This is a genomic window from Bacteroides sp. PHL 2737 (assembly GCF_004115325.2).
GTDB classification, from domain to species: domain Bacteria; phylum Bacteroidota; class Bacteroidia; order Bacteroidales; family Bacteroidaceae; genus Bacteroides; species Bacteroides hominis.
In genome coordinates this window covers 5,471,792-5,492,627 of sequence record NZ_CP040630.1, presented here as the reverse complement: position 1 = coordinate 5,492,627, position 20,836 = coordinate 5,471,792, and the positions used below count along the sequence as shown (strand labels likewise).

Below are 20,836 nucleotides of genomic sequence, written 5' to 3'. Positions count from 1 at the left end.
CATGAAAACACAGTAATTGGCCATTGCTATTTTTGATTTGTTACATCATTAACAACAAAATCATTTGTCCCGCAAGGATACGGAGGAACATAGACAGCGGATATACTGTAGAATAGCCTACTGCCGGAGCATCGCTACCGGTTGCCTGGTTGGAATATGCCAATGCGGGAGGGTCTGTATTACTACCCGCAATCAATCCCATCAGCATGAAATAATTAATTTTATAGTATGATCGTGCTATAATTCCGATAATCAGCAAAGGGATAATCGTAATCAGGAAACCACAACCTACATAAAGCAGACCGTCTCCATGGATCACAGTATCCACAAAATTAGCTCCGGCTTCGATGCCCACACTGGCAAGGAAAAGAACAATGCCGATTTCACGTATCATCAGGTTGGCACTTTGAGTTGTGTAGGTTACCAGATGTAATTTGTGCCCGAAACGTCCTATCAGGATAGCCACCACCAATGGTCCGCCGGCAAGACCGAGTTTTACCGGAGTCGGCATGCCCGGGAATGCAATGGGAAGGCTGCCGCAAAGGATACCCAGGAAAATACCTACGAACAATGTGACAATGTTCGGTTCGTTAAGGCGCTTCAGTGAATTACCCAGTACACTCGCTACTCGCTCTACAGCATCTTCGGAGCCTACCACCATGACACGGTCACCTACCTGAAGTACCAGATTCGGGTTGGCAAAAAGATCGACACCCGAACGGTTCACACGCGTGATGTTGACATTGTACATGCTGCGGAAGTTCAACATACCAAGTTTCTTTCCATTAATTTCCGGTTTGGTTACCAGAATACGACGGGATACCATCGGCATATCTTGCTTTTCCCAGTCTACTTGCACTTCACGTCCGATAAAGGCTACAATAGCATCTGAGTCTTCTTCTGAACAGACCACAAATAATTGGTCGTTCTGTTCCAGAATAGTACTGTGATTCGGAATGCTGACATGTCCGTCTTTACGGATGCGTGAACAAACAAACGGACGTCCGAGGAAGCTGCTGATTGTGCCCAGAGTTTTTCCGTAGATGGCTTCATTATGCACTTCCAGGCTCATCAGGTGTGGTTTGTGGTGTGTACCGTCAGTTTCTTGATTCCAGTTTTCTTCTTCTTTGGCGAAATTGATACGGAAGATGTAGCGGACAGCAATGATGGAGCCTATAATACCCACTACTCCTAACGGATAAGCACAGGCATAGCCTAATGCGATCTGTGGCCCGGAGTAGCTCAATTGATTCAGTGCTTCTTGTGCGGCACCGAGCCCCGGGGTGTTTGTGACTGCGCCGTATAGGATACCCACCATCATAGGGAGCTCGATTCTGCCTCCCAGAATGAAATAAAGTGCCATTGCTACGGCGATGTTTAAGACCACAATTCCTACGGCCAGCATGTTCAGGGTCATTCCGCCTTTCTTGAATGAAGAAAAGAAAGAAGGCCCCACTTGGAGACCGATACAGAATACGAACAATATCAATCCGAATTCACGGATGAAATGTAGGATATGGGTATCGCCTGTGAAGCCAAAATGTCCCATCAGGATGCCGGCAAACAAAACAAAAGTAACCCCTAACGAAACTCCGAAGATTTTGATTTTTCCCAAATAGACACCTGCTGCCACTACGAAGGCGTAGAGGAAAACAATGTGGGCTACGGAGTTGGGGTTCCATAATAAATCTTGTAACCAATCCATAATATAGTAGTTTATAATTTTTTGTAAACGGGTGCAAAATTAGCTATAACCTCGGAGGTAATCAAATATTTGCCTGCCTTTTATTTTAAGGGAAGCGCGGGGGGACGGCTCTTTCATTTTACAACCGTCTTCCTCCCTTGTCTTCCCTCCCCCTAAAAAAAGCCTTCCATTCGCACACGAGGCTGTGTCGAAACTTTTTTCACCACGGAGTAGCACAGAGTCTTTTTGTTAATAATCAACAACTTAAAATCGCCTCTGTGTCACTCTGTGTCCTCTGTGGTGAGTTTTGGCAGCCTCTCGTTATTTCTTTTTTAAGAAAGAATTCGGGCGGCTATTACCGGAGAAGTGTAGTAGATTAACCATTGTCATAAAACTCTTTAGTCCATCCTGCATACCCGGGCCGGTGAGCCCGCATACCCGGGCCGATGGGCCCGCACACCCGGGCTGATGAGCCCGCATGCCCGGGCTGAGATAAAGATCCGGCCATTTGTACTAAAGATAGTAAGGAAAATGAAATGCTTTTAGAGAGATAAACGGATAAGAAATTGGATGTATCCATTTGCTTTACAGTCTGTTATCACTGAAATATCCCCTAAAACAGTGGGTGGAAGATGGAAGATAGGGGTGGAAGATAAATGGCATAAAAATCGCATCTTCCACCAAGTTATGTGTCTCACAATCAGTAATATGTGTTCTGAAAGGTGGAAGATGGAAGATCGAAACGTGTTTTTTGTATGAGAGCAAGGCAGGTTAAATGAAAGAGCCGTGGTACGGAGGCGGTGGGTAGTGCGAATTTTCCCTAAAAAAAGCGTAGGGTTTAGACTATTTCAGTATATTTGCAAGTCGCAATCTTACATTTTGATAAAGGATTCAGAGAAATAAATTGAGATAACAATCTTATTTTAATTTTAAATAAATAAACTATGGCAGACAGTAAAGAAAAACTCTTCTCAGATTTTTCTCCTGTTTCCACCGAGAAGTGGATGGAGAAGGTCACAGCCGACCTGAAAGGAGCTGATTTTGAGAAGAAACTCGTTTGGAAGACAAACGAAGGATTCAAGGTAAAACCTTTCTACCGGATGGAAGACCTGGAAGGACTGAAAACAACCGATGCGCTTCCCGGAGAATTTCCTTATTTAAGAGGTACAAAGAAGAACAGTAATGAGTGGTTGGTTCGCCAGGAGATTAAGGTGGAATGTCCGAAGGAAGCCAACGCCAAGGCTCTGGATATTCTGAATAAAGGTATCGATTCTCTTTCTTTCCATGTGAAGGCTAAAGAACTCAATGCGGAATACATTGAGACTTTGTTGAACGATATTTGTGCAGAATGTGTTGAGTTGAATTTTTCTACTTGTCAGGGGCACGTGGTAGAACTGGCTGATTTGCTGGTAGCTTATTTTCAAAAGAAAGACTATGATTTGACAAAGCTGCAAGGCTCTATCAATTACGATTTCTTCAATAAAATGCTGACAAAAGGCAAAGAGAAAGGGGATATGGTACAAACAGCCAAAGCGCTGATCGAAGCTACTGCCCAATTGCCTAAATACCGTGTACTGAATGTGAATGCCCTGACACTGAACAATGCAGGTGCTTATATTTCTCAGGAATTGGGATATGCATTGGCATGGGGTAATGAATATATGAGTCAGTTGACCGAAGCTGAACTTCCTGCTGCCATCGTAGCCAAAAAGATTAAGTTTAATTTCGGTATCAGTTCTAATTACTTCCTTGAAATTGCAAAGTTCCGTGCTGCCCGTATGTTATGGGCTAACATAGTGGCTTCTTACAACCCGGAATGTCTGCGTGATTGCGAAAATAAAGGACCTAACGGAGAATGCCGTTGCGCTGCTAAAATGAAGGTACATGCTGAAACATCTACTTTTAATCTGACTCTGTTTGATGCTCATGTAAACTTGCTTCGTACACAAACTGAGGCAATGTCGGCTGCTCTGGGTGGTGTAGATTCAATGACGGTGGTTCCTTTTGACAAGACCTATGAAACTCCGGATGAGTTTTCCGAACGTCTGGCCCGTAACCAGCAACTGCTGTTGAAAGAAGAATCACATTTTGATAAAGTAATTGACCCGGCTGCCGGTTCTTACTACATTGAAAATCTGACAGTCTCTATTGCTAAGCAGGCATGGGAAATCTTCCTTGCCATTGAAGAAGAAGGAGGCTTCTATGCAGCATTGAAAGCCGGTACTGTTCAGGCTGCTGTGAATGAAAGCAATAAAGCACGCCATAAAGCTGTGGCTCAGCGTCGCGAGATTCTGCTGGGTACTAACCAGTTCCCAAATTTCAATGAAAAAGCGGGTGATAAGAAGCCGGTAGAAGCCACATGCTGTTGTGGTGGACACGATACTTGTGAAAAAGATGTTACTACATTGAACTTCGATCGTGCGGCAAGTCAATTTGAGGCGTTGCGTCTTGAAACCGAAGCCAGTGGGAAACGTCCGAAAGCATTTATGCTGACGATCGGTAATCTGGCTATGCGGCAGGCACGCGCACAATACTCTTGTAATTTCCTGGCTTGTGCCGGATATGAGGTGGTTGATAATCTTGGTTTTGAAACGGTTGAAGCAGGCGTAGAAGCTGCGATGGCTGCAAAAGCCGATATTGTGGTGCTCTGTTCAAGCGATGAAGAGTATGCACAATATGCTGTTCCGGCTTTCCAGGCTTTGAATGGCCGCGCCATGTTCATCGTTGCCGGAAATCCGGAATGCGCCGAAGAACTGAAAGCAGCCGGTATTGAGAACTTCATCCATGTACGTGTAAATGTACTGGAGACACTTAAAGAGTTCAACGCTAAATTATTGAAGTAAGATGAGAAAAGATTTTAAAAACTTAGATATCTACGCAGCATTCCAGCCCGCTAATGGTGCAGAATGGCAAAAGGCTAACGGAATCGAGGCCAACTGGAAGACTCCGGAACACATCTGCGTAAAGCCTGTTTACACAAAAGAAGACCTTGAAGGAATGGAACATCTGGACTATGCTGCCGGTCTTCCTCCTTATTTGCGTGGTCCGTATTCGGTGATGTATACCCTTCGTCCATGGACTATCCGCCAGTATGCAGGGTTCTCTACAGCTGAAGAGTCGAATGCTTTCTATCGTCGTAACTTAGCTTCCGGACAGAAAGGCCTGTCGGTTGCTTTTGACTTGGCTACACACCGCGGTTATGACCCTGACCATGAACGTGTGGTAGGTGACGTTGGTAAGGCCGGCGTGTCTATCTGTTCGCTTGAAAATATGAAAGTCTTGTTTGATGGCATTCCTTTGAACAAGATGTCTGTATCTATGACAATGAATGGTGCCGTACTTCCGATTATGGCATTTTATATCAATGCCGGATTAGAACAGGGAGCCAAACTTGAAGAGATGGCCGGAACGATCCAGAATGATATTCTGAAAGAATTTATGGTGCGTAATACCTATATTTATCCGCCTGCATTCTCTATGAAGATCATCTCTGATATTTTTGAATATACTTCACAGAAGATGCCGAAGTTCAACTCTATCTCCATTTCTGGTTATCACATGCAGGAAGCAGGTGCCACAGCTGATATTGAGTTGGCTTATACGTTGGCTGATGGTCTGGAGTATCTTCGTGCCGGTGTTGCTGCAGGTATCGATATCGATGCTTTTGCTCCGCGCCTCTCTTTCTTCTGGGCTATCGGAACAAACCATTTTATGGAAATTGCCAAAATGCGTGCTGCACGTATGTTATGGGCAAAGATCGTGAAACAGTTTAATCCGAAGAATCCGAAGTCGCTTGCATTGCGTACTCACTCGCAGACTTCCGGTTGGTCATTGACTGAGCAAGATCCGTTTAACAATGTAGGACGTACTTGTATCGAGGCTATGGCTGCTGCGCTGGGACATACTCAGTCGTTGCACACCAATGCGCTTGATGAAGCTATTGCTTTGCCGACAGACTTTTCTGCCCGTATTGCCCGTAATACTCAGATTTATATTCAGGAAGAAACTTATATTTGCAAGAACGTAGATCCGTGGGGTGGTTCTTACTATGTAGAGTCATTAACTAATGAACTGGCTCACAGTGCTTGGGAACATATTCAGGAAATTGAGAAGTTGGGCGGTATGGCGAAAGCTATCGAAACCGGTATTCCGAAGATGCGTATTGAAGAGGCTGCTGCCCGGGCACAAGCTCGTATCGACAGTGGTTCACAGACTATCGTCGGTGTAAATAAGTATCGTCTTGAGAAAGAAGACCCGATTGATATTCTTGAAGTTGACAATACCGCTGTTCGTAAAGAGCAGATCGAGAACCTGAAGCGTTTGAAAGAAGGCCGTAACCAAGCTGAGGTGGACAAAGCATTGGCTGCCATTACCGAATGTGTCAAAACCGGTAAGGGCAATTTACTTGAGTTAGCTGTAGAAGCTGCTCATGTTCGTGCAACATTGGGTGAAATCTCGTATGCTTGCGAACAAGTAGTAGGACGTTATAAAGCAATAATTAGAACTATATCAGGCGTGTATTCATCAGAAAGCAAAGGCGACGCTGACTTTAAGCGTGCTTGCGAACTCACTGAGAAGTTTGCAAAGAAAGAGGGACGTCAACCTCGTATTATGGTTGCAAAGATGGGCCAGGACGGTCACGATCGTGGTGCCAAGGTAGTAGCTACCGGTTATGCCGACTGTGGTTTCGACGTGGATATGGGACCGTTGTTCCAGACTCCTGCGGAAGCAGCTCGTGAAGCGGTAGAGAATGATGTTCACGTAGTCGGAGTTTCTTCGTTGGCTGCAGGGCACAAGACATTGGTTCCGCAGATTATTGAAGAATTGAAGAAGTTGGGACGTGAAGATATCGTAGTAATAGCCGGTGGTGTAATTCCTGCCCAGGATTATGACTTCTTGTATAAGGCCGGTGTAGCTGCGATCTTTGGTCCGGGTACTCCGGTGGCTAAGGCTGCTTGTCAGATTCTGGAAATCCTGATGGATGAAGAATAAAAAAACAGTCTTTGAGAAATGATAAACGAAGAGGCGGAGTATTGCAATACTCCGCCTCTTTATGATTTTAGTTCTATTCCGGTCAATATCATCTACGTATTATTTATGGAATAAATGGTTGCATGACTATTATTGGGGGGTGAAGGAGAATGCAAGCGCGTTCACCTCTGTTTTCAGATTCTGAGGTAAATAGACACGTACCCGATTGTTCTTTATTTCCCATCTTACTTTTTTACCGTTTTGAAGGCAGTAAACAGCACTTCCTTTAGCAGGAATATTATTTTCCCATTCTATGTAGTTAGGAAGAGTCCGGGCTTTCGGATCACTGTATAATGCATACATTGTTTTTTTGTTTTTGTTCATGGTAAACCAGATGCCTTCACTATGATAGTCAGGAGTCGTAACGGTATTGTAGATAGCCGGGCCGTTTTTCGTCATCCATTCTCCTATAGTGTCCAACCGGCTGACAATTTCTTCTTGTAATATTCCTTCAGGGGTAGGGCCGACACCGAGTAGTAAACTTCCGCCTTTAGCTACGATTTCCATTAACTTTGCTATCACTGTAGTGGGTGATTTGAATACCGCATGTGGAGTGTATCCCCAGTCTACTCCCAGTGTCATGCAAGTCTCCCATGGGTAGGGAAGTTGTTTGTCCGGGATTTGTTGTTCCGGGGTCTGATAATTTTCGTATTTACCATGGATGGTGCGGTCTACGAATAAAATACCCGGTTGTGCTTTTCGTGCCATTTGCGATATACGGTCCATGTCCAATACCGATTTGGTTCCGGGGTTATTTACCCATCCTCCGTCTAACCATAAAATGTCGATAGAACCGTAGTTGTGCATCAACTCGCTGATTTGGTTGTAAGTGAACTCTTTGAATTGATTCCAGCGCCAGGGGTTCTTTTCTATATTGTAATTCTGTGTACGGCGGGGAGTAGCGTAGCGGGGCCACCAATAATATTCCGAGTGCCAGTCCGGTTTAGAAAAATAGGCTCCTACCATTAAGTCGTTGTTGCGAAAAGCTTCAAACACATATTTGGCTACATCTGCCCGGGGATTTGTTTTGAAAGGACCCTTTGAAATTGAAAAATCGGAGTAAGCCGTGTTGAACATATTGAATCCATCGTGATGTTTGGTGGTGAAGATGGCATAACGCATACCTGCCGCTTTGGCAGCCTGTGCCCACTGTTCCGGGTTGAAACGGGTAGGATTGAATGAATCTTTCAATCCCCAGTACCATTTTTTATAATCTTCATAGGCAATGGTACTATCACGCGGTATCCAATCCGCTTCTTCCGAACAGATGGACCATGATTCTACAATTCCGGCAACGGAATATAATCCCCAGTGAATCAGCATTCCGAACTTCTGGTCCTGCCAGTGATGGAGTTTCCTGACCACCAGAGAATCTTCGGGAGGTGTATATTGGTCAGAGCGTTCATGGACATATTGTGCTTTCGCATTGAAAGCAAATACAAAGAGTAAGGTAAGTGCAAATAATAATTTGTAGCTTTTCATGTCTTTTTAAATTTTAAAGATTGTACAGAGCAAAGCTACAAAATAAATGGCGATGGATTACTACTTCCCCCTTTCTATTTTTTTGTATCTTTGTCTGCTCAATTCTCATTATAATAAAAAACAAATGATAGTTTGCATTGCCGAAAAGCCCTCTGTGGCACGTGATATTGCTGATATATTAGGAGCCCGCGAACGGAAAGAGGGGTATATTGAGGGGAACGGATACCAGGTAACCTGGACGTTCGGCCATCTTTGTACCCTGAAAGAACCCCATGAATATACTCCCGGATGGAAATCATGGAGTTTGGGCAGTCTGCCTATGATTCCTCCTCGTTTTGGCATCAAACTGATAGAGAACCCTACTTACGAAAAGCAATTCCGTATTATTGAAAGGTTGATGCAACAGGCCGATGAGATTATCAATTGTGGTGATGCCGGCCAAGAAGGAGAGCTGATTCAGCGGTGGGTGATGCAGAAAGCCGGAGCGCGGTGTCCGGTAAAACGTTTGTGGATTTCTTCGCTGACCGAAGAGGCTATAAAAGAGGGTTTTGCAAAGTTAAAAGATCAGGATGATTTTCAACCGCTTTACGAGGCAGGTATGTCCAGAGCCATTGGCGACTGGCTGCTTGGGATGAATGCTACGCGGCTTTATACCGTAAAATATGGACAGAACCGACAAGTGCTTTCTATCGGACGTGTTCAGACACCTACTCTTGCCCTTATTGTCAATCGGCAGCTTGATATTGAAAATTTTCAGCCAAAACAATATTGGGAACTGAAAACAATGTACCGTGATACGACTTTTTCTGCCCTTATTCGTAAGAGTGATGAAGAGTTGGCTGCTGAAGAAGAAAAAGCCGGTGGCAAGACTAAGAGAACAGAGAACCGGGGCATTGACCCGATAGCTAACCGTGACGAGGGGATGGCATTGGTAGAACGTATTAAAAACCTGCCTTTCGTGGTAACTTCTGTGGTTAAGAAAGATGGGAAAGAGTATGCTCCCCGTCTGTTCGACTTGACCTCTCTTCAGGTGGAGTGCAATAAGAAATTTGCCTATTCTGCTGACGAGACCCTGAAACTGATTCAGTCGCTTTATGAAAAGAAAGTGACTACTTATCCGCGTGTAGATACTACTTTCCTCAGTGATGATATTTATCCCAAATGTCCGAATATCTTAAAAGGGCTGAAAGATTACGAAGTACTGACTGCACCGTTGTCCGGAACTTCATTGCCTAAGTCAAAAAAAGTTTTTGATAGTTCGAAAGTAACCGATCACCATGCCATTATTCCCACAGGGGTTCATCCGCAAAATCTGACGGATATGGAACGTAAGGTTTTCGATCTGATAGCCCGTCGGTTTATAGCCGTTTTTTATCCTGATTGTAAAGTCTCTACCACGACTGTAATGGGGGAGGTAGATGGCATTGAATTCAAGGTGACTGGAAAGCAGATTCTGGAACCGGGATGGCGTGTGGTCTTTTCCAAAGATGTGAAAGATCCGAATGAAGAAAAAGAAGGTGAAGAGGAGAATGTACTTCCTGTTTTCGTGAAAGGAGAAAGTGGCCCGCATCTACCCGACTTGAATGAGAAATGGACTCAGCCACCTAAACCTTATACCGAAGCCACTCTGCTTCGTGCGATGGAAACTGCCGGTAAATTGGTTGACAACGATGAACTTCGAGATGCGTTAAAAGAAAATGGTATTGGTCGGCCGTCTACCCGCGCAGCTATTATCGAGACCCTTTTTAAGCGTAATTATATCCGTAAGGAGAAAAAGAACCTGATAGCTACCCCTACAGGAGTGGAATTGATCCAGTTGATTCATGAAGAGTTGTTGAAATCAGCTGAGTTGACGGGTATTTGGGAGAAAAAATTACGTGAGATAGAGAAGAAGACTTATGATGCACGGCAGTTTCTTGAAGAGTTAAAGTTGATGGTAGCCGAAATAGTCAACAGTGTTCTGTCTGATAATACGAACCGCCGTATCACTATTCAGGAAGCGGCAACGGCAGAAGAAGAAAAGAAGAAGAAAGAACCGAAGAAACGAGAACGTAAACTCACTACTCCGAAAGAGAAAAAGATGAAAGTCATTTCTGCAACTGAGAATGCGTCTCCTGCCACCGGATCGGCTCAACCGGATGTGCTGACAGGGGCAGACTCTTTGGTGGGACAACTTTGTCCGCTTTGCGGAAAAGGAACGATTATTAAAGGTAAAACTGCTTATGGTTGTTCCGAATGGAGAAATGGATGCACTTATCGGAAAGCCTTCGAGTAGTCTTGTTGTTTTGTTAATACATAATTTTAACTGAACTATTTTGCAAAAGGCTCGTTATTAATACCACTTATCAATTAATAATGAGCCTTATGAATACAATGTTTTTCAATGCAGTATCTTGCTTTTTCGTATGTGCCGGTCTTATCATAGCCCTTATTCTGGCAATTAACGTAATATTTCACAAACAATCCATGAAGATAATGAATATAGTCTGGGTGCTTACCGGGCTGTGGGGACATTATTTTGCGTTGTTTGCCTATTATACTTTTGGTATCCGGAAAGATAGCATGGTAGAAGTGGCTCCCGTAGAAAGTATGAAGATGGATATGAAAATGCCGATGGAGATGGACATGCCTGATATGCGTCCCAAATGGCAGTCCATCACTTTGTCTGCTTTTCATTGCGGGGCGGGTTGTACGCTGGCAGATCTTATTGGAGAATGGTTTACTTACTGGGTACCTCTACGGATAGGGGGGAGCTTGATAGCAGGCAGCTGGGTACTTGATTTTGTTTTAGCATTGGTTATAGGCGTTTTCTTTCAATTTGCCGCAATCCGTGAAATGGAGAAAATCTCTTTTAGTAAAGCTGTTTCGCGTGCCTTTAAGGCCGATTTCTTTTCATTGTTAGCCTGGCAGGTGGGTATGTATGGTTGGATGGCTGTTGTTACTTTTGTACTTTTTACAGATGCACCTCTTGAGAAAACATCCTGGACATTTTGGTTTATGATGCAGATTGCCATGCTTTTTGGTTTTATCTTATCCTATCCGGTGAACGCATTGTTAATCAAAGCGGGTATCAAAAAAGGAATGTAATTTTCTGATTCAGGAAAAATAGCCCAAAGAGCATTGATTCTTAGAAAATATCTATATATTTGCAGATACACACCTCCTTAAATTATACTATTATGGACCGATATCTGCTTTTTGACCGGTTTTCACAGCAAGCGTTGCAGACTTTGCATCGCTATCGTGCCGTTATGTTCAGCCCTACCATGTTTCTGTAATTGTAAGTTGAGATTATTTTCTGATTCAATACATTACTTTAACATTGATTTCTTATGGACAGACCAACTATTGCTGAAGTAAACGAATGGGTACTGAAACTCTACAATACCTGTGAAGCAACCATTACAAGTGAAGAGCGTCGTGAGCAACATAAATATGCCGTAATGGTGCAGCGTCCTCAAGATAAAAAATTCCTGGTGAAAATGCTGGACGAATCTTCCCAGATACGTGACCGGAAGAAACTTGCCAAACGAATCAAAACACTGATAGATGAATATGGAGTTCCTGAATTTCTAAATAAAAGGGATACTTTTCTTTTTAAAGTGTATCAGGCTTTCGGACATCATTTTGATTTTATCGCTATCCCTATTATCAAGAAGCGATTGCGTACGGATACCTCTAAAGTGATTATTGACGAATCGCGTCCGAACCTGACAGAACATTTAGCGTCTCGTTTTAAAGAGAAGATCGGACAAAACGTCAATTTGTTGGGGGAAGTGGTTTTGGGTAATGGAGAGGCTGATCATCGGTATCATCATTATCTGGAAGCTTTGGAATCTCCGGATATAAATTATATATCGGTTAAAATCTCCGGCATCTATGCTCAGACACATGCATTGAATTATCGGGAGAGTTTTCCTGAATTGGTCAGACGCATGTCTGCTCTTTATCAAAAGGCGATCGATAATCCATATGTAGACGAAGACGGGCTGAAACGTGCTAAGTTTATCAACCTTGATATGGAGGAGTATAAAGATGCACATTTCACTATGCGTCTGTTTAAAGAGGTGCTGAGCAAACCCGAGTTTAAAAATTATTCGGCCGGTATTGTCGTTCAGGCATACTTGCCCGACGCTTATGATTTTCAGACTGAGTTGCTTGAGTTTGCCAAAGCACGGGTAGAATCCGGGGGGGCACCTATCAAGATGCGTCTGGTGAAAGGCTGTAATCTGGAAATGGAAACCGTTATTTCTTCACTTCGTGGATGGCCTAATCCGGTACGCCCGTCAAAGACGGAAGTAGATGCCAATTATTTGCATTTGTTGGAGCGTGGCTTACAACCCGAAAATGCTGAAGTGCTTCATTTGGGAGTTGCTTCGCATAATCTGTTCTCTATAGCATATGCCTATTTGTTGAGCCGGAAATTGGGTACATCAGACTATATGACGTTTGAGATGCTTGAAGGAATGGCCAATCATTTGTGGCGTGCACAGTCTATGTTAGGTAACCGGGTGATTCTCTATACTCCGGTTGTGAAAGACGAACATTTCCTCAATGCAGTGTCTTATCTGGTGCGGCGTATGGATGAAAATACGGCTCCTGATAATTTTCTGACCCATTCGTTCAATTTGAAGCCGAATACCGATACCTGGAACTTTCTGGCTCAACAGTTTGAAGATGCTTATGCGATGAAAGATCATCTGACTCATACTTCGCCACGAGTACAGGATCGGAATAAACCTTATACGCCGGCTATGCCTTCAGACCGAATGGAAAATGAGCCGGATACAGATTTCGACCTGAAGCAAAACCAGGAGTGGGTGGAGAAGATATTTGCCAAATGGAAAAAGTCGAAAGAGGATGTGCCCGAAATTATTCCATTGCAAATTGGAACTGAAAATATAATTACGGAGAAACGTTATAAATATCTGGATCGTTGCCAGGAAGAGGATGTTTGTATATGTGAGATGTCACAGGCCAATGCGGAGCAGGTGGAACGGATACTTTCTATAGCCGAAGCCGATCCTGCCGGATGGAGAAAAACCAAATTGGAAGACCGGCATAAGATAATGTATGCTGCTGCCAATAATCTGGCGGAGATGAGGGGAGATTTGATAGGCTGTATGTGTGCAGTAACCGGAAAAACAGTTGTTGAAGGAGATGTAGAAGTATCTGAAGGAATCGACTATGCACGTTTTTATACTACAACGATGAGAACTTTTTCGGAGTTGGGTGATGTTAGTTTAACAGCAAAGGGGACTGTACTGGTTATTTCTCCATGGAATTTTCCTTGTGCCATTCCCATAGGTGGCATTGTTGCCGGCCTGGCCGGGGGAAATACTGTTATACTGAAACCCGCTACGGTGGCAGCTCCGGTGGCTTGGTTGTTTGCCAAAGCTTTTTGGGATGCGGGAGTACCCAAAGAAGCATTGCAAGTGATCATAACTGATCGGGAGGCTTTGAAGCTGCTTACCACTTCTCCGATAGTGAAACATATTATTTTGACCGGTGGTACAGATACAGCCCGTAGTATAGCAAAATCAGCTCCGGTTACTCCACTTTCGGCAGAGACCGGAGGAAAGAATGCCATTATACTTACCGCTTCCGGTGATCGTGACCATGCTATTATGAATATTGTTTCTTCTGCTTTTGGCAATGCAGGACAGAAATGTTCTGCCTGTTCGTTGCTGTTAGTGGAACGTTCGGTCTATGAAGATAAGAGTTTCCGTGAGAAACTGATTGATGCGGCTACCAGTCTGAAAGTAGGGAGTGTTTGGGATCCGGGCAATGTAGTGGGGCCTATGATAACAAATAAAAATGAAAAATTACTGCAAGCATTAGTGCTGGAACCTGGGGAGACTTGGTTAGTGCCGCCAAGATTCATTGATAAGAAGCAATATATACTGGCTCCTACTGTAAAGTGGGGAGTGAAGCCGGGTAGTTACTCTTTTCGCACCGAGTTGTTCGGTCCGTTGTTGAGTGTGGCTTGTATTGAAGATTTACAGGAAGGAATTGATTTGGTGAATGGATTGGATTATGGCTTGACATCCGGCCTCCAGAGTCTGGATGAAACCGAACAAAAGATCTGGAAAAATTCGTTAATGGCCGGAAATCTGTATATCAATCGGGGTATAACAGGGGCTATTGTCAACCGGCAGCCATTTGGCGGGATGAAACTTTCGGCTTTCGGTGGAGGAGTGAAAGCTGGTGGCCCGAACTATTGCAGTTGCTTTGTGAAAATAGCCGATAAACCTGATAGTAAAACCGACTATCGTCAGAGCTATACTAAAGCCTTTCAGGAGGAATTTTCAAAGCCGAGGGATATAAATGATCTTTATGGTGAACAGAATTTGTTCCGTTATTTGCCACTGAAGAGTATGGTATTGAGGCTTTTCCCGGATGACAGGAATGAAACAGCAGAGATGATAGTATATGCTGCCCGGTTGTGTGGAACTCCACTTACCATTAGTTATGACCCATCGGACGATCGTACCGAAGCTTTGGCAGACACAGGTTGTCGGTTGAGGAAGGAGACAATGGATTCATTTATCAGTAGTATCTCCGAATACGAACGTATCCGTACCTGCTCACCGGAAATACCCGTGAAAATATACGAAGCAGCTGTACAGACTGACAAGTATATTGCTACAGCACCTCCGGTGAAAGACGGAAGGGTAGAGTTGATACATTATATTAAAGAGCAAAGCATTGCTTTTGAATACCATAGGTACGGAAGTATTTCGGAAGTACCTGCCTGTGAATAAAACTAATACTCCATGGTTTTGTTATCTAAATGCAGATAACAAAACCATTTTAATTAATAAAAAGAGTATGAGAAAGAAAATTATGATGGCAGCTTTGGTTACTATAGCTGTCAATTTGATCTGGGGTGGACAGCCTGCGAAAGCATGTACACGTGCAGTTTACATTGGACCGGATAATATGGTGATTACCGGACGTACGATGGATTGGAAAGAGGATATTCAGTCTAATTTATATCTTTTTCCCCGTGGTATCAAACGTGCAGGGTACGATAAAGGAAATACGGTAGAATGGACTTCGAAGTATGGTAGCATTGTGGCTACCGGGTATGATATCGGTACTTGCGACGGCATGAATGAAAAAGGGTTGGTTGCCAGTCTCCTGTTTCTACCGGAGTCTGTCTATACCCGTCCCAGTGACACCCGCCCTGTAATGGGGATCAGTATTTGGACACAGTATGTGCTTGATAACTTTGCAACAGTACGTGAAGCTGTTGAAGAGCTAAGTAAACAAACCTTCCGCATTGATGCTCCGAACATGCCTAATGGCTCTGCATCTACATTGCATATGGCTATCACTGATGAAACAGGTAATTCCGCTATTCTGGAGTATATCAATGGAGACCTGATCATCCATGAAGGTAAAGAATATCAAGTAATGACAAACTCTCCCCGTTACGATCTTCAATTGGCTGTGAATGATTATTGGAAAGAGGTAGGCGGTTTGAATATGTTGCCGGGAACCAATCGTTCAAGTGACCGTTTTGTGCGTGCTTCTTTCTATATTCATGCTATTCCGCAGACATCGGATGCGAATATTGCTGTACCGAGTGTATTGAGCGTGATGCGGAATGTATCTGTTCCTTTCGGAATCACAACTCCGGACAAGCCGTATATTTCTTCCACACGTTGGCGTTCGGTTTCTGATCAGAAAAATCGGGTATACTACTTTGAGTCGACTTTGACTCCCAACCTGTTCTGGGTAGATTTGAATAAGGTTGATTTTAGTCCGAGTGCAAATATCAGGAAATTATCTTTAACACACGGGGAAATTTATACAGGAGACGCAGTGAAAGATTTCAAAGACAGTAAATCGTTCACATTTATGTTTGAGTTGCCATGATAAGTCTTACCACAAATAACACGGATTAAAACAGCATTCAATTTTAGGTTGCAACGGAACCTGATTGATATCTGTTTTAATCCGTGTTATTATTTGTGATAAGAAGCTTACTTTTTACTGTATGTCAGATGAAATTCTACAACTGCCTCGATCCCTTTTCTGAATATATTCAGAGAGAAGTTTTCATTAGGCGAATGGATAGCATCCGATTCCAGTCCGAATCCCATAAGTACGGTTTTTATTCCTAACACCTGTTCGAAGGTTGATATAATAGGGATACTTCCTCCGCGACGTACGGCCAATGGTTTTTTACCGAAGGCTATTTCAAATCCTTTTTCTGCTGCCTGATAGGCCGGTAGTGATATGGGGCATACATATCCTTGTCCTCCATGCATCGGTGTCACTTTTACATCCACTGTAGCCGGAGCGATCCGGCGGAAGTAGTCTGCAAAAAGCTCTGAGATCACATGATGGTCTTGGTGCGGAACCAGCCGACACGATACCTTGGCATAGGCTTTTGACGGGAGTACGGTTTTAGAACCTTCACCAGTATAGCCACCCCAAATGCCACAAATATCGAATGAGGGGCGGCAACTGTTTCTTTCCAGGGTACTGTACCCCTTTTCACCAAAAAGCTCTTTTACACCGATGGCTGCTTTGTATTTTTCCTCATTAAAAGGAATATGGGCGATCATTTCACGTTCTGCTTGCGGAACTTCTTCCACGGCATCATAAAATCCGGGGATTGTGATGCGTCCGTCAGCGTCAATTACTTTACTCAACATGCCGCAAAGCACATTAATCGGATTAGCTACAGCCCCACCGAAGTGCCCTGAATGCAAGTCGCGATTTGGACCTGTTATTTCGATTTCCCAATAGGCCAAACCGCGCAGCCCGGTAGTTAATGAAGGAAGATCGGCACCCAACATACTGGTATCTGATACCAGTATGATATCGGCCTTTAGTAGTTCCTTATGCTCTTCACAGAAGGCCTCCAGGCTTGGTGAACCGATTTCTTCTTCTCCTTCGAAAATAAATTTCACATTGTTTTTCAGCAGATTGTATTTTACGAGATACTCAAAAGCTTTTACTTGAATAAATGCTTGTCCTTTGTCGTCATCGGCACCTCGCGCCCAAATATGTCCGTCACGTATTTCCGGTTCAAAAGGTCGGCTTTTCCACAAATCGAGAGGTTCGGCAGGCATCACGTCATAATGCGCATATATCAATACCGTTTTAGCGTTAGGGTCTACTATCTTTTGTCCGAATACGATAGGATTTCCTTTTGAAGGCATAACGATGGCTTCATCTGCTCCGGCTTCGAGTAATAATTGTGTCCAGCGTTGTGCACATGCCAGCATATCATCATGATGTTCCGGTAGTGCGCTGATGCTGGGAATACGGATGAGGCTGAATAAATCCTCCATCATCATCGGTTCGTTCTCTGCAATATATTTCTGAATTTCGTTCACGTTGAATAATTATTAAAGTTGCGTCATTCTATCCAATAAATAATAGTCGAGTATGGTCATTGCTGCCATAGCTTCTACAATTGGTACTGCACGTGGCAATACACATGGGTCGTGGCGTCCCCTGGCTTTCAATGTGGTATCGATGCCGTCGATATTAACAGTTTCCTGTTCCATCAGTACCGTGGCTACCGGTTTGAATGCTACCCGGAAGAAGATATCTTGCCCGTTACTGATCCCCCCTTGGATTCCTCCGGAGTGGTTGGTTCGTGTTTCTATCCGCCCATTATTGTTGTAGAACACATCGTTTTGCTCTGAGCCTTTTTGTTTGAGTCCTTTGAAACCGTCTCCATACTCAAAAGCCTTTGCAGCATTGATACTCAGCATGGCATTTCCCAATGCGGCATGTAGCTTACCGTATACAGGCTGTCCAAGTCCGATAGGACATCCTTTGATGACACAAGTCAATACGCCTCCAATGGTATCTCCTTCACCCTTGATTTTATAAATCAAATCCTGCATTTCTTTTGCTTTTTCGGGGTCCGGACAACGCACCGGATTGCTTTCAATCAGGTCAAGGTCGTAATCTGTATAATTGCCCTCCAATTTAATTGGACCTACCTGTGAAGTATAAGCTGTGATGTGAATTCCCAATTGACGCAATGCGAGTTTTGCCAAAGCACCACCCACTACCCTTGAAATGGTTTCACGTGCAGAAGAACGTCCTCCACCACGGTGATCACGGATTCCATACTTTACAGTGTATGTATAATCGGCATGTGACGGACGATATACTTTTTCCAGGTTATTGTAGTCGTTTGAATGTTGGTTTTCGTTCCATACGATAAACCCGATGGGGCATCCTGTAGATTTTCCTTCGAAAATGCCCGAAAGAAATTCTACCTTATCAGCTTCTTTGCGTGCAGTGGTAATGACCGACTGCCCCGGGCGACGGCGGTTCAGTTCTTGCTGAACGAACTCCTCGTCGATAGTGATACCTGCTGGAAATCCATCAATCACTCCTCCGATTCCTTTACCATGAGATTCGCCAAAGCTGGTTAGTCTGAAAATATTGCCAAATGAATTGAACATATTGAATAAGGCTTTAAAGTTTAGTATATGCAAATATAACAATAAATTTCAGGAAAGAGTTGTTCTCTTCGGTTTTCCTTCATAAGGGGAGATTGAATTTCGCTGTAATAGATGCCGGCTTTTGTTTGTCCTCTAATTAATACAAGAAAGAAGATTAGCAATTATAAAGGAATTTTATAGTTAAAAAGAGAGGTTTCTTGACTACCTTTAATGAATTTTTGCTTATTTTGCGCAACTGATGTTGTCAGAAGTCATGCGATATGTATAATAATGATCCCGTTGAGAGTAGTAATGCGAAGTGGCAGTCATTTCTGGAAGGAGATGACAATGCTTATGCATGGCTGTATTCTCAATATGTTCAGCAACTCTATCAATATGGGTGTCGCTTTACTACAGATACAGAGATGGTGAAAGACTGTGTCCAGGATGTTTTTGTGAATATCTACAGACAGAAAGGTAAATACTCTTCTCCTCCTGCCAATATTAAAATCTACTTAATGTCTTCGTTAAGGAATTCTATCTTTAATGTCTTTAATAAAGGGAGTTTACATGACACTTATATCTCTAATATAAATTATGAGTTCGATTTGTCGGTAGAAGAAAAAATTATTGAGACCGAAGATGAAACATCTCAGAAACATACTGTTGCCCATTTGTTGAATACGCTTTCTCCCCGACAGCGTGAAATCATCTATTATCGTTTTTTTGAAGGGCTGGATTACAGTTCTATTTGTGAGCTGATGGGGCTTAATTATCAGTCAGCCTATAATTTACTTCAGCGATCTCTCACCCGCTTGCGTGAAATGTATGGTATATTGCCATTTTTCTTTCTATTCTAATTCCTTGTTTTTCAGCTGGTAATAGAAATTCAATAAAAAAATCCGCTTTTCACTGAGTAGATTTCAGAGCTCTGTCTGTCTTTTTATAAAAAGAAGAAAATGGAGCGAACTCACTATATACACTATACCGCAGCTGATTTGTTGAACGACGGACCTTTTCTGGACTCAATGCAGCATCCTACGGAACAAAGTGAAGATTTTTGGGCAAGATTGGAAAAAGAAGACAGCGATTTTGCCAAAGAGTTACATATGGCTCGAAGTTTTTTAAAGATTGTAGCCGTAAGTCCTCAAAAGCAGATGACAGACGATGAAGTGGGAATACTTTGGGAACGAATCAGCTATCAGGTAGCGGTTGAGAAAAAAGCGAGAAGAGGAAAAAAACGATTAATTTTCCTGCGTGTAGCGAGTATTGCTGCCTGTATATCAATGTTGGTCTTGAGCAGTTATTTTGTTTTTTCCCTTATTGCTTTTTATGAAGAAAGTTCATTTTGCAGTTTGGCCAGTATCTCCCAACCGGATCATAGCGATGACATACAGTTAGTCTTGTCGAAAGGGCAGAAGGTGGTTATGGATGGGAAAGAAAGTAAATTACACTATAAGAAGGGTGGTAAAATAGCCATCAATTCCGGAACGGCTCAGGCAGATGAAGAAGGGGGCGCAGGTTATAATCAGTTAATAGTTCCTTCCGGAAAACGTTCTTTTATAACATTTTCCGATGGGACACGAATAGCCGTGAATGCTAATACCCGTGTGGTATATCCGACAGAGTTTGCGGCACATAGGCGGGAGATTTATGTGAATGGAGAAGTCTACCTTCAGGTATCTCCTGATAAAACCCGGCCTTTCATCGTAAAGACCAATCGGATGGAAGTAGAGGTGCTGGGCACGAAATTTAATGTGAGTGCTTATGATTCTGCAGAGGAACAATCGGTGGTTTTGGTATCCGGTAAAGTGAAAGTGGATACACATAAGCATCCCGAGAAAGTTCTTAACCCCAATGATATGTTAACTTATGATGACCAAGGGAACGAGTTGCGGATAAATACAGTGGATGTGTCTGAATATATCAGTTGGGTAGAAGGCTATTATTGCTTTGAACGTGAAAAGATTGAAGTAATCATCGAAAAGTTATCTCAATATTATGGAAAACACATCACAGCTGATTCGGGGCTGATCGGGTTAACCTGTAGTGGTAAGCTTGATTTACGGGAAGATTTATGGGATGTTTTGGAAATGTTAAGTAAAACCATACCTGCGAAAGTAGAGATCAGAGAGAACCATTTTTTATTAACCAAGTAATTTCTAATAGTATGAAACAAGGACCTTAAATTTTTTAAGAAAGGGTTGGATAATAC

The 20,836-nt window shown here is 43.2% G+C and carries 12 protein-coding genes; 8 read left to right on the top strand and 4 right to left on the bottom strand.

Translation table 11 applies throughout. The features are described 5' to 3' along the window. Positions 1-40 precede the first annotated feature (40 nt). On the bottom strand, positions 41-1,705 hold the full coding sequence (locus DBK98_RS22800) for a putative transporter (RefSeq protein WP_032536999.1): 1,665 nt from the start codon (positions 1,703-1,705) through the stop codon (positions 41-43). Positions 1,706-2,628: 923 nt separating this feature from the next. Here DBK98_RS22800 and mutA point away from each other — a divergent pair. Together mutA and scpA are read left to right on the top strand one after the other, a co-directional pair. Further along, a complete protein-coding gene (gene mutA, locus DBK98_RS22795; RefSeq protein WP_005808421.1) occupies positions 2,629-4,527 on the top strand; it encodes a methylmalonyl-CoA mutase small subunit in 1,899 nt (632 codons plus the stop codon). Position 4,528: 1 nt separating this feature from the next. Next, positions 4,529-6,676 (top strand): methylmalonyl-CoA mutase, encoded by a 2,148-nt coding sequence (gene scpA / locus DBK98_RS22790; protein WP_005781369.1) that lies wholly within the window; start codon positions 4,529-4,531, stop codon positions 6,674-6,676. A gap of 129 nt (positions 6,677-6,805) precedes the next feature. Here the strand turns inward: scpA and DBK98_RS22785 are convergent, their stop codons facing one another. Then, a complete protein-coding gene (locus DBK98_RS22785) occupies positions 6,806-8,197 on the bottom strand; it encodes an alpha-L-fucosidase (protein ID WP_005808417.1) in 1,392 nt (463 codons plus the stop codon). Positions 8,198-8,321: 124 nt separating this feature from the next. Between DBK98_RS22785 and DBK98_RS22780 the strand changes: the two genes are divergently transcribed. The 4 genes from DBK98_RS22780 to DBK98_RS22765 all read left to right on the top strand — a co-directional run bounded on the left by DBK98_RS22780 (position 8,322) and on the right by DBK98_RS22765 (position 16,081). Then, positions 8,322-10,472: a DNA topoisomerase 3 gene (locus DBK98_RS22780; RefSeq protein ID WP_032537012.1), complete on the top strand. Its 2,151-nt coding sequence runs from the start codon at positions 8,322-8,324 to the stop codon at positions 10,470-10,472. 89 nt (positions 10,473-10,561) lie between these two features. Further along, a complete protein-coding gene (locus DBK98_RS22775) occupies positions 10,562-11,284 on the top strand; it encodes a DUF4396 domain-containing protein (RefSeq protein ID WP_005808413.1) in 723 nt (240 codons plus the stop codon). 245 nt (positions 11,285-11,529) lie between these two features. Next, positions 11,530-14,961, top strand: coding sequence for a bifunctional proline dehydrogenase/L-glutamate gamma-semialdehyde dehydrogenase (locus DBK98_RS22770; protein WP_032537001.1), 3,432 nt, complete (start codon positions 11,530-11,532; stop codon positions 14,959-14,961). 67 nt (positions 14,962-15,028) lie between these two features. Beyond that, positions 15,029-16,081 (top strand): linear amide C-N hydrolase, encoded by a 1,053-nt coding sequence (locus DBK98_RS22765; protein ID WP_032537002.1) that lies wholly within the window; start codon positions 15,029-15,031, stop codon positions 16,079-16,081. A 107-nt stretch (positions 16,082-16,188) separates the two neighbouring features. On the opposite strand, the gene DBK98_RS22760 is transcribed toward DBK98_RS22765, so the two are convergent. Together DBK98_RS22760 and aroC are read right to left on the bottom strand one after the other, a co-directional pair. After that, positions 16,189-17,553, bottom strand: a complete 1,365-nt coding sequence (locus DBK98_RS22760) for a dipeptidase (protein WP_032537003.1) — start codon at positions 17,551-17,553, stop codon at positions 16,189-16,191. A 12-nt stretch (positions 17,554-17,565) separates the two neighbouring features. Beyond that, on the bottom strand, positions 17,566-18,642 hold the full coding sequence (aroC, locus tag DBK98_RS22755) for a chorismate synthase (RefSeq protein WP_005808404.1): 1,077 nt from the start codon (positions 18,640-18,642) through the stop codon (positions 17,566-17,568). Between the two features lie 260 nt (positions 18,643-18,902). Between aroC and DBK98_RS22750 the strand changes: the two genes are divergently transcribed. Next, positions 18,903-19,481, top strand: a complete 579-nt coding sequence (locus DBK98_RS22750; protein ID WP_005781354.1) for an RNA polymerase sigma factor — start codon at positions 18,903-18,905, stop codon at positions 19,479-19,481. Positions 19,482-19,580: 99 nt separating this feature from the next. Next, positions 19,581-20,780, top strand: a complete 1,200-nt coding sequence (locus tag DBK98_RS22745) for a FecR family protein (RefSeq protein WP_032537004.1) — start codon at positions 19,581-19,583, stop codon at positions 20,778-20,780. Positions 20,781-20,836 lie beyond the last annotated feature (56 nt).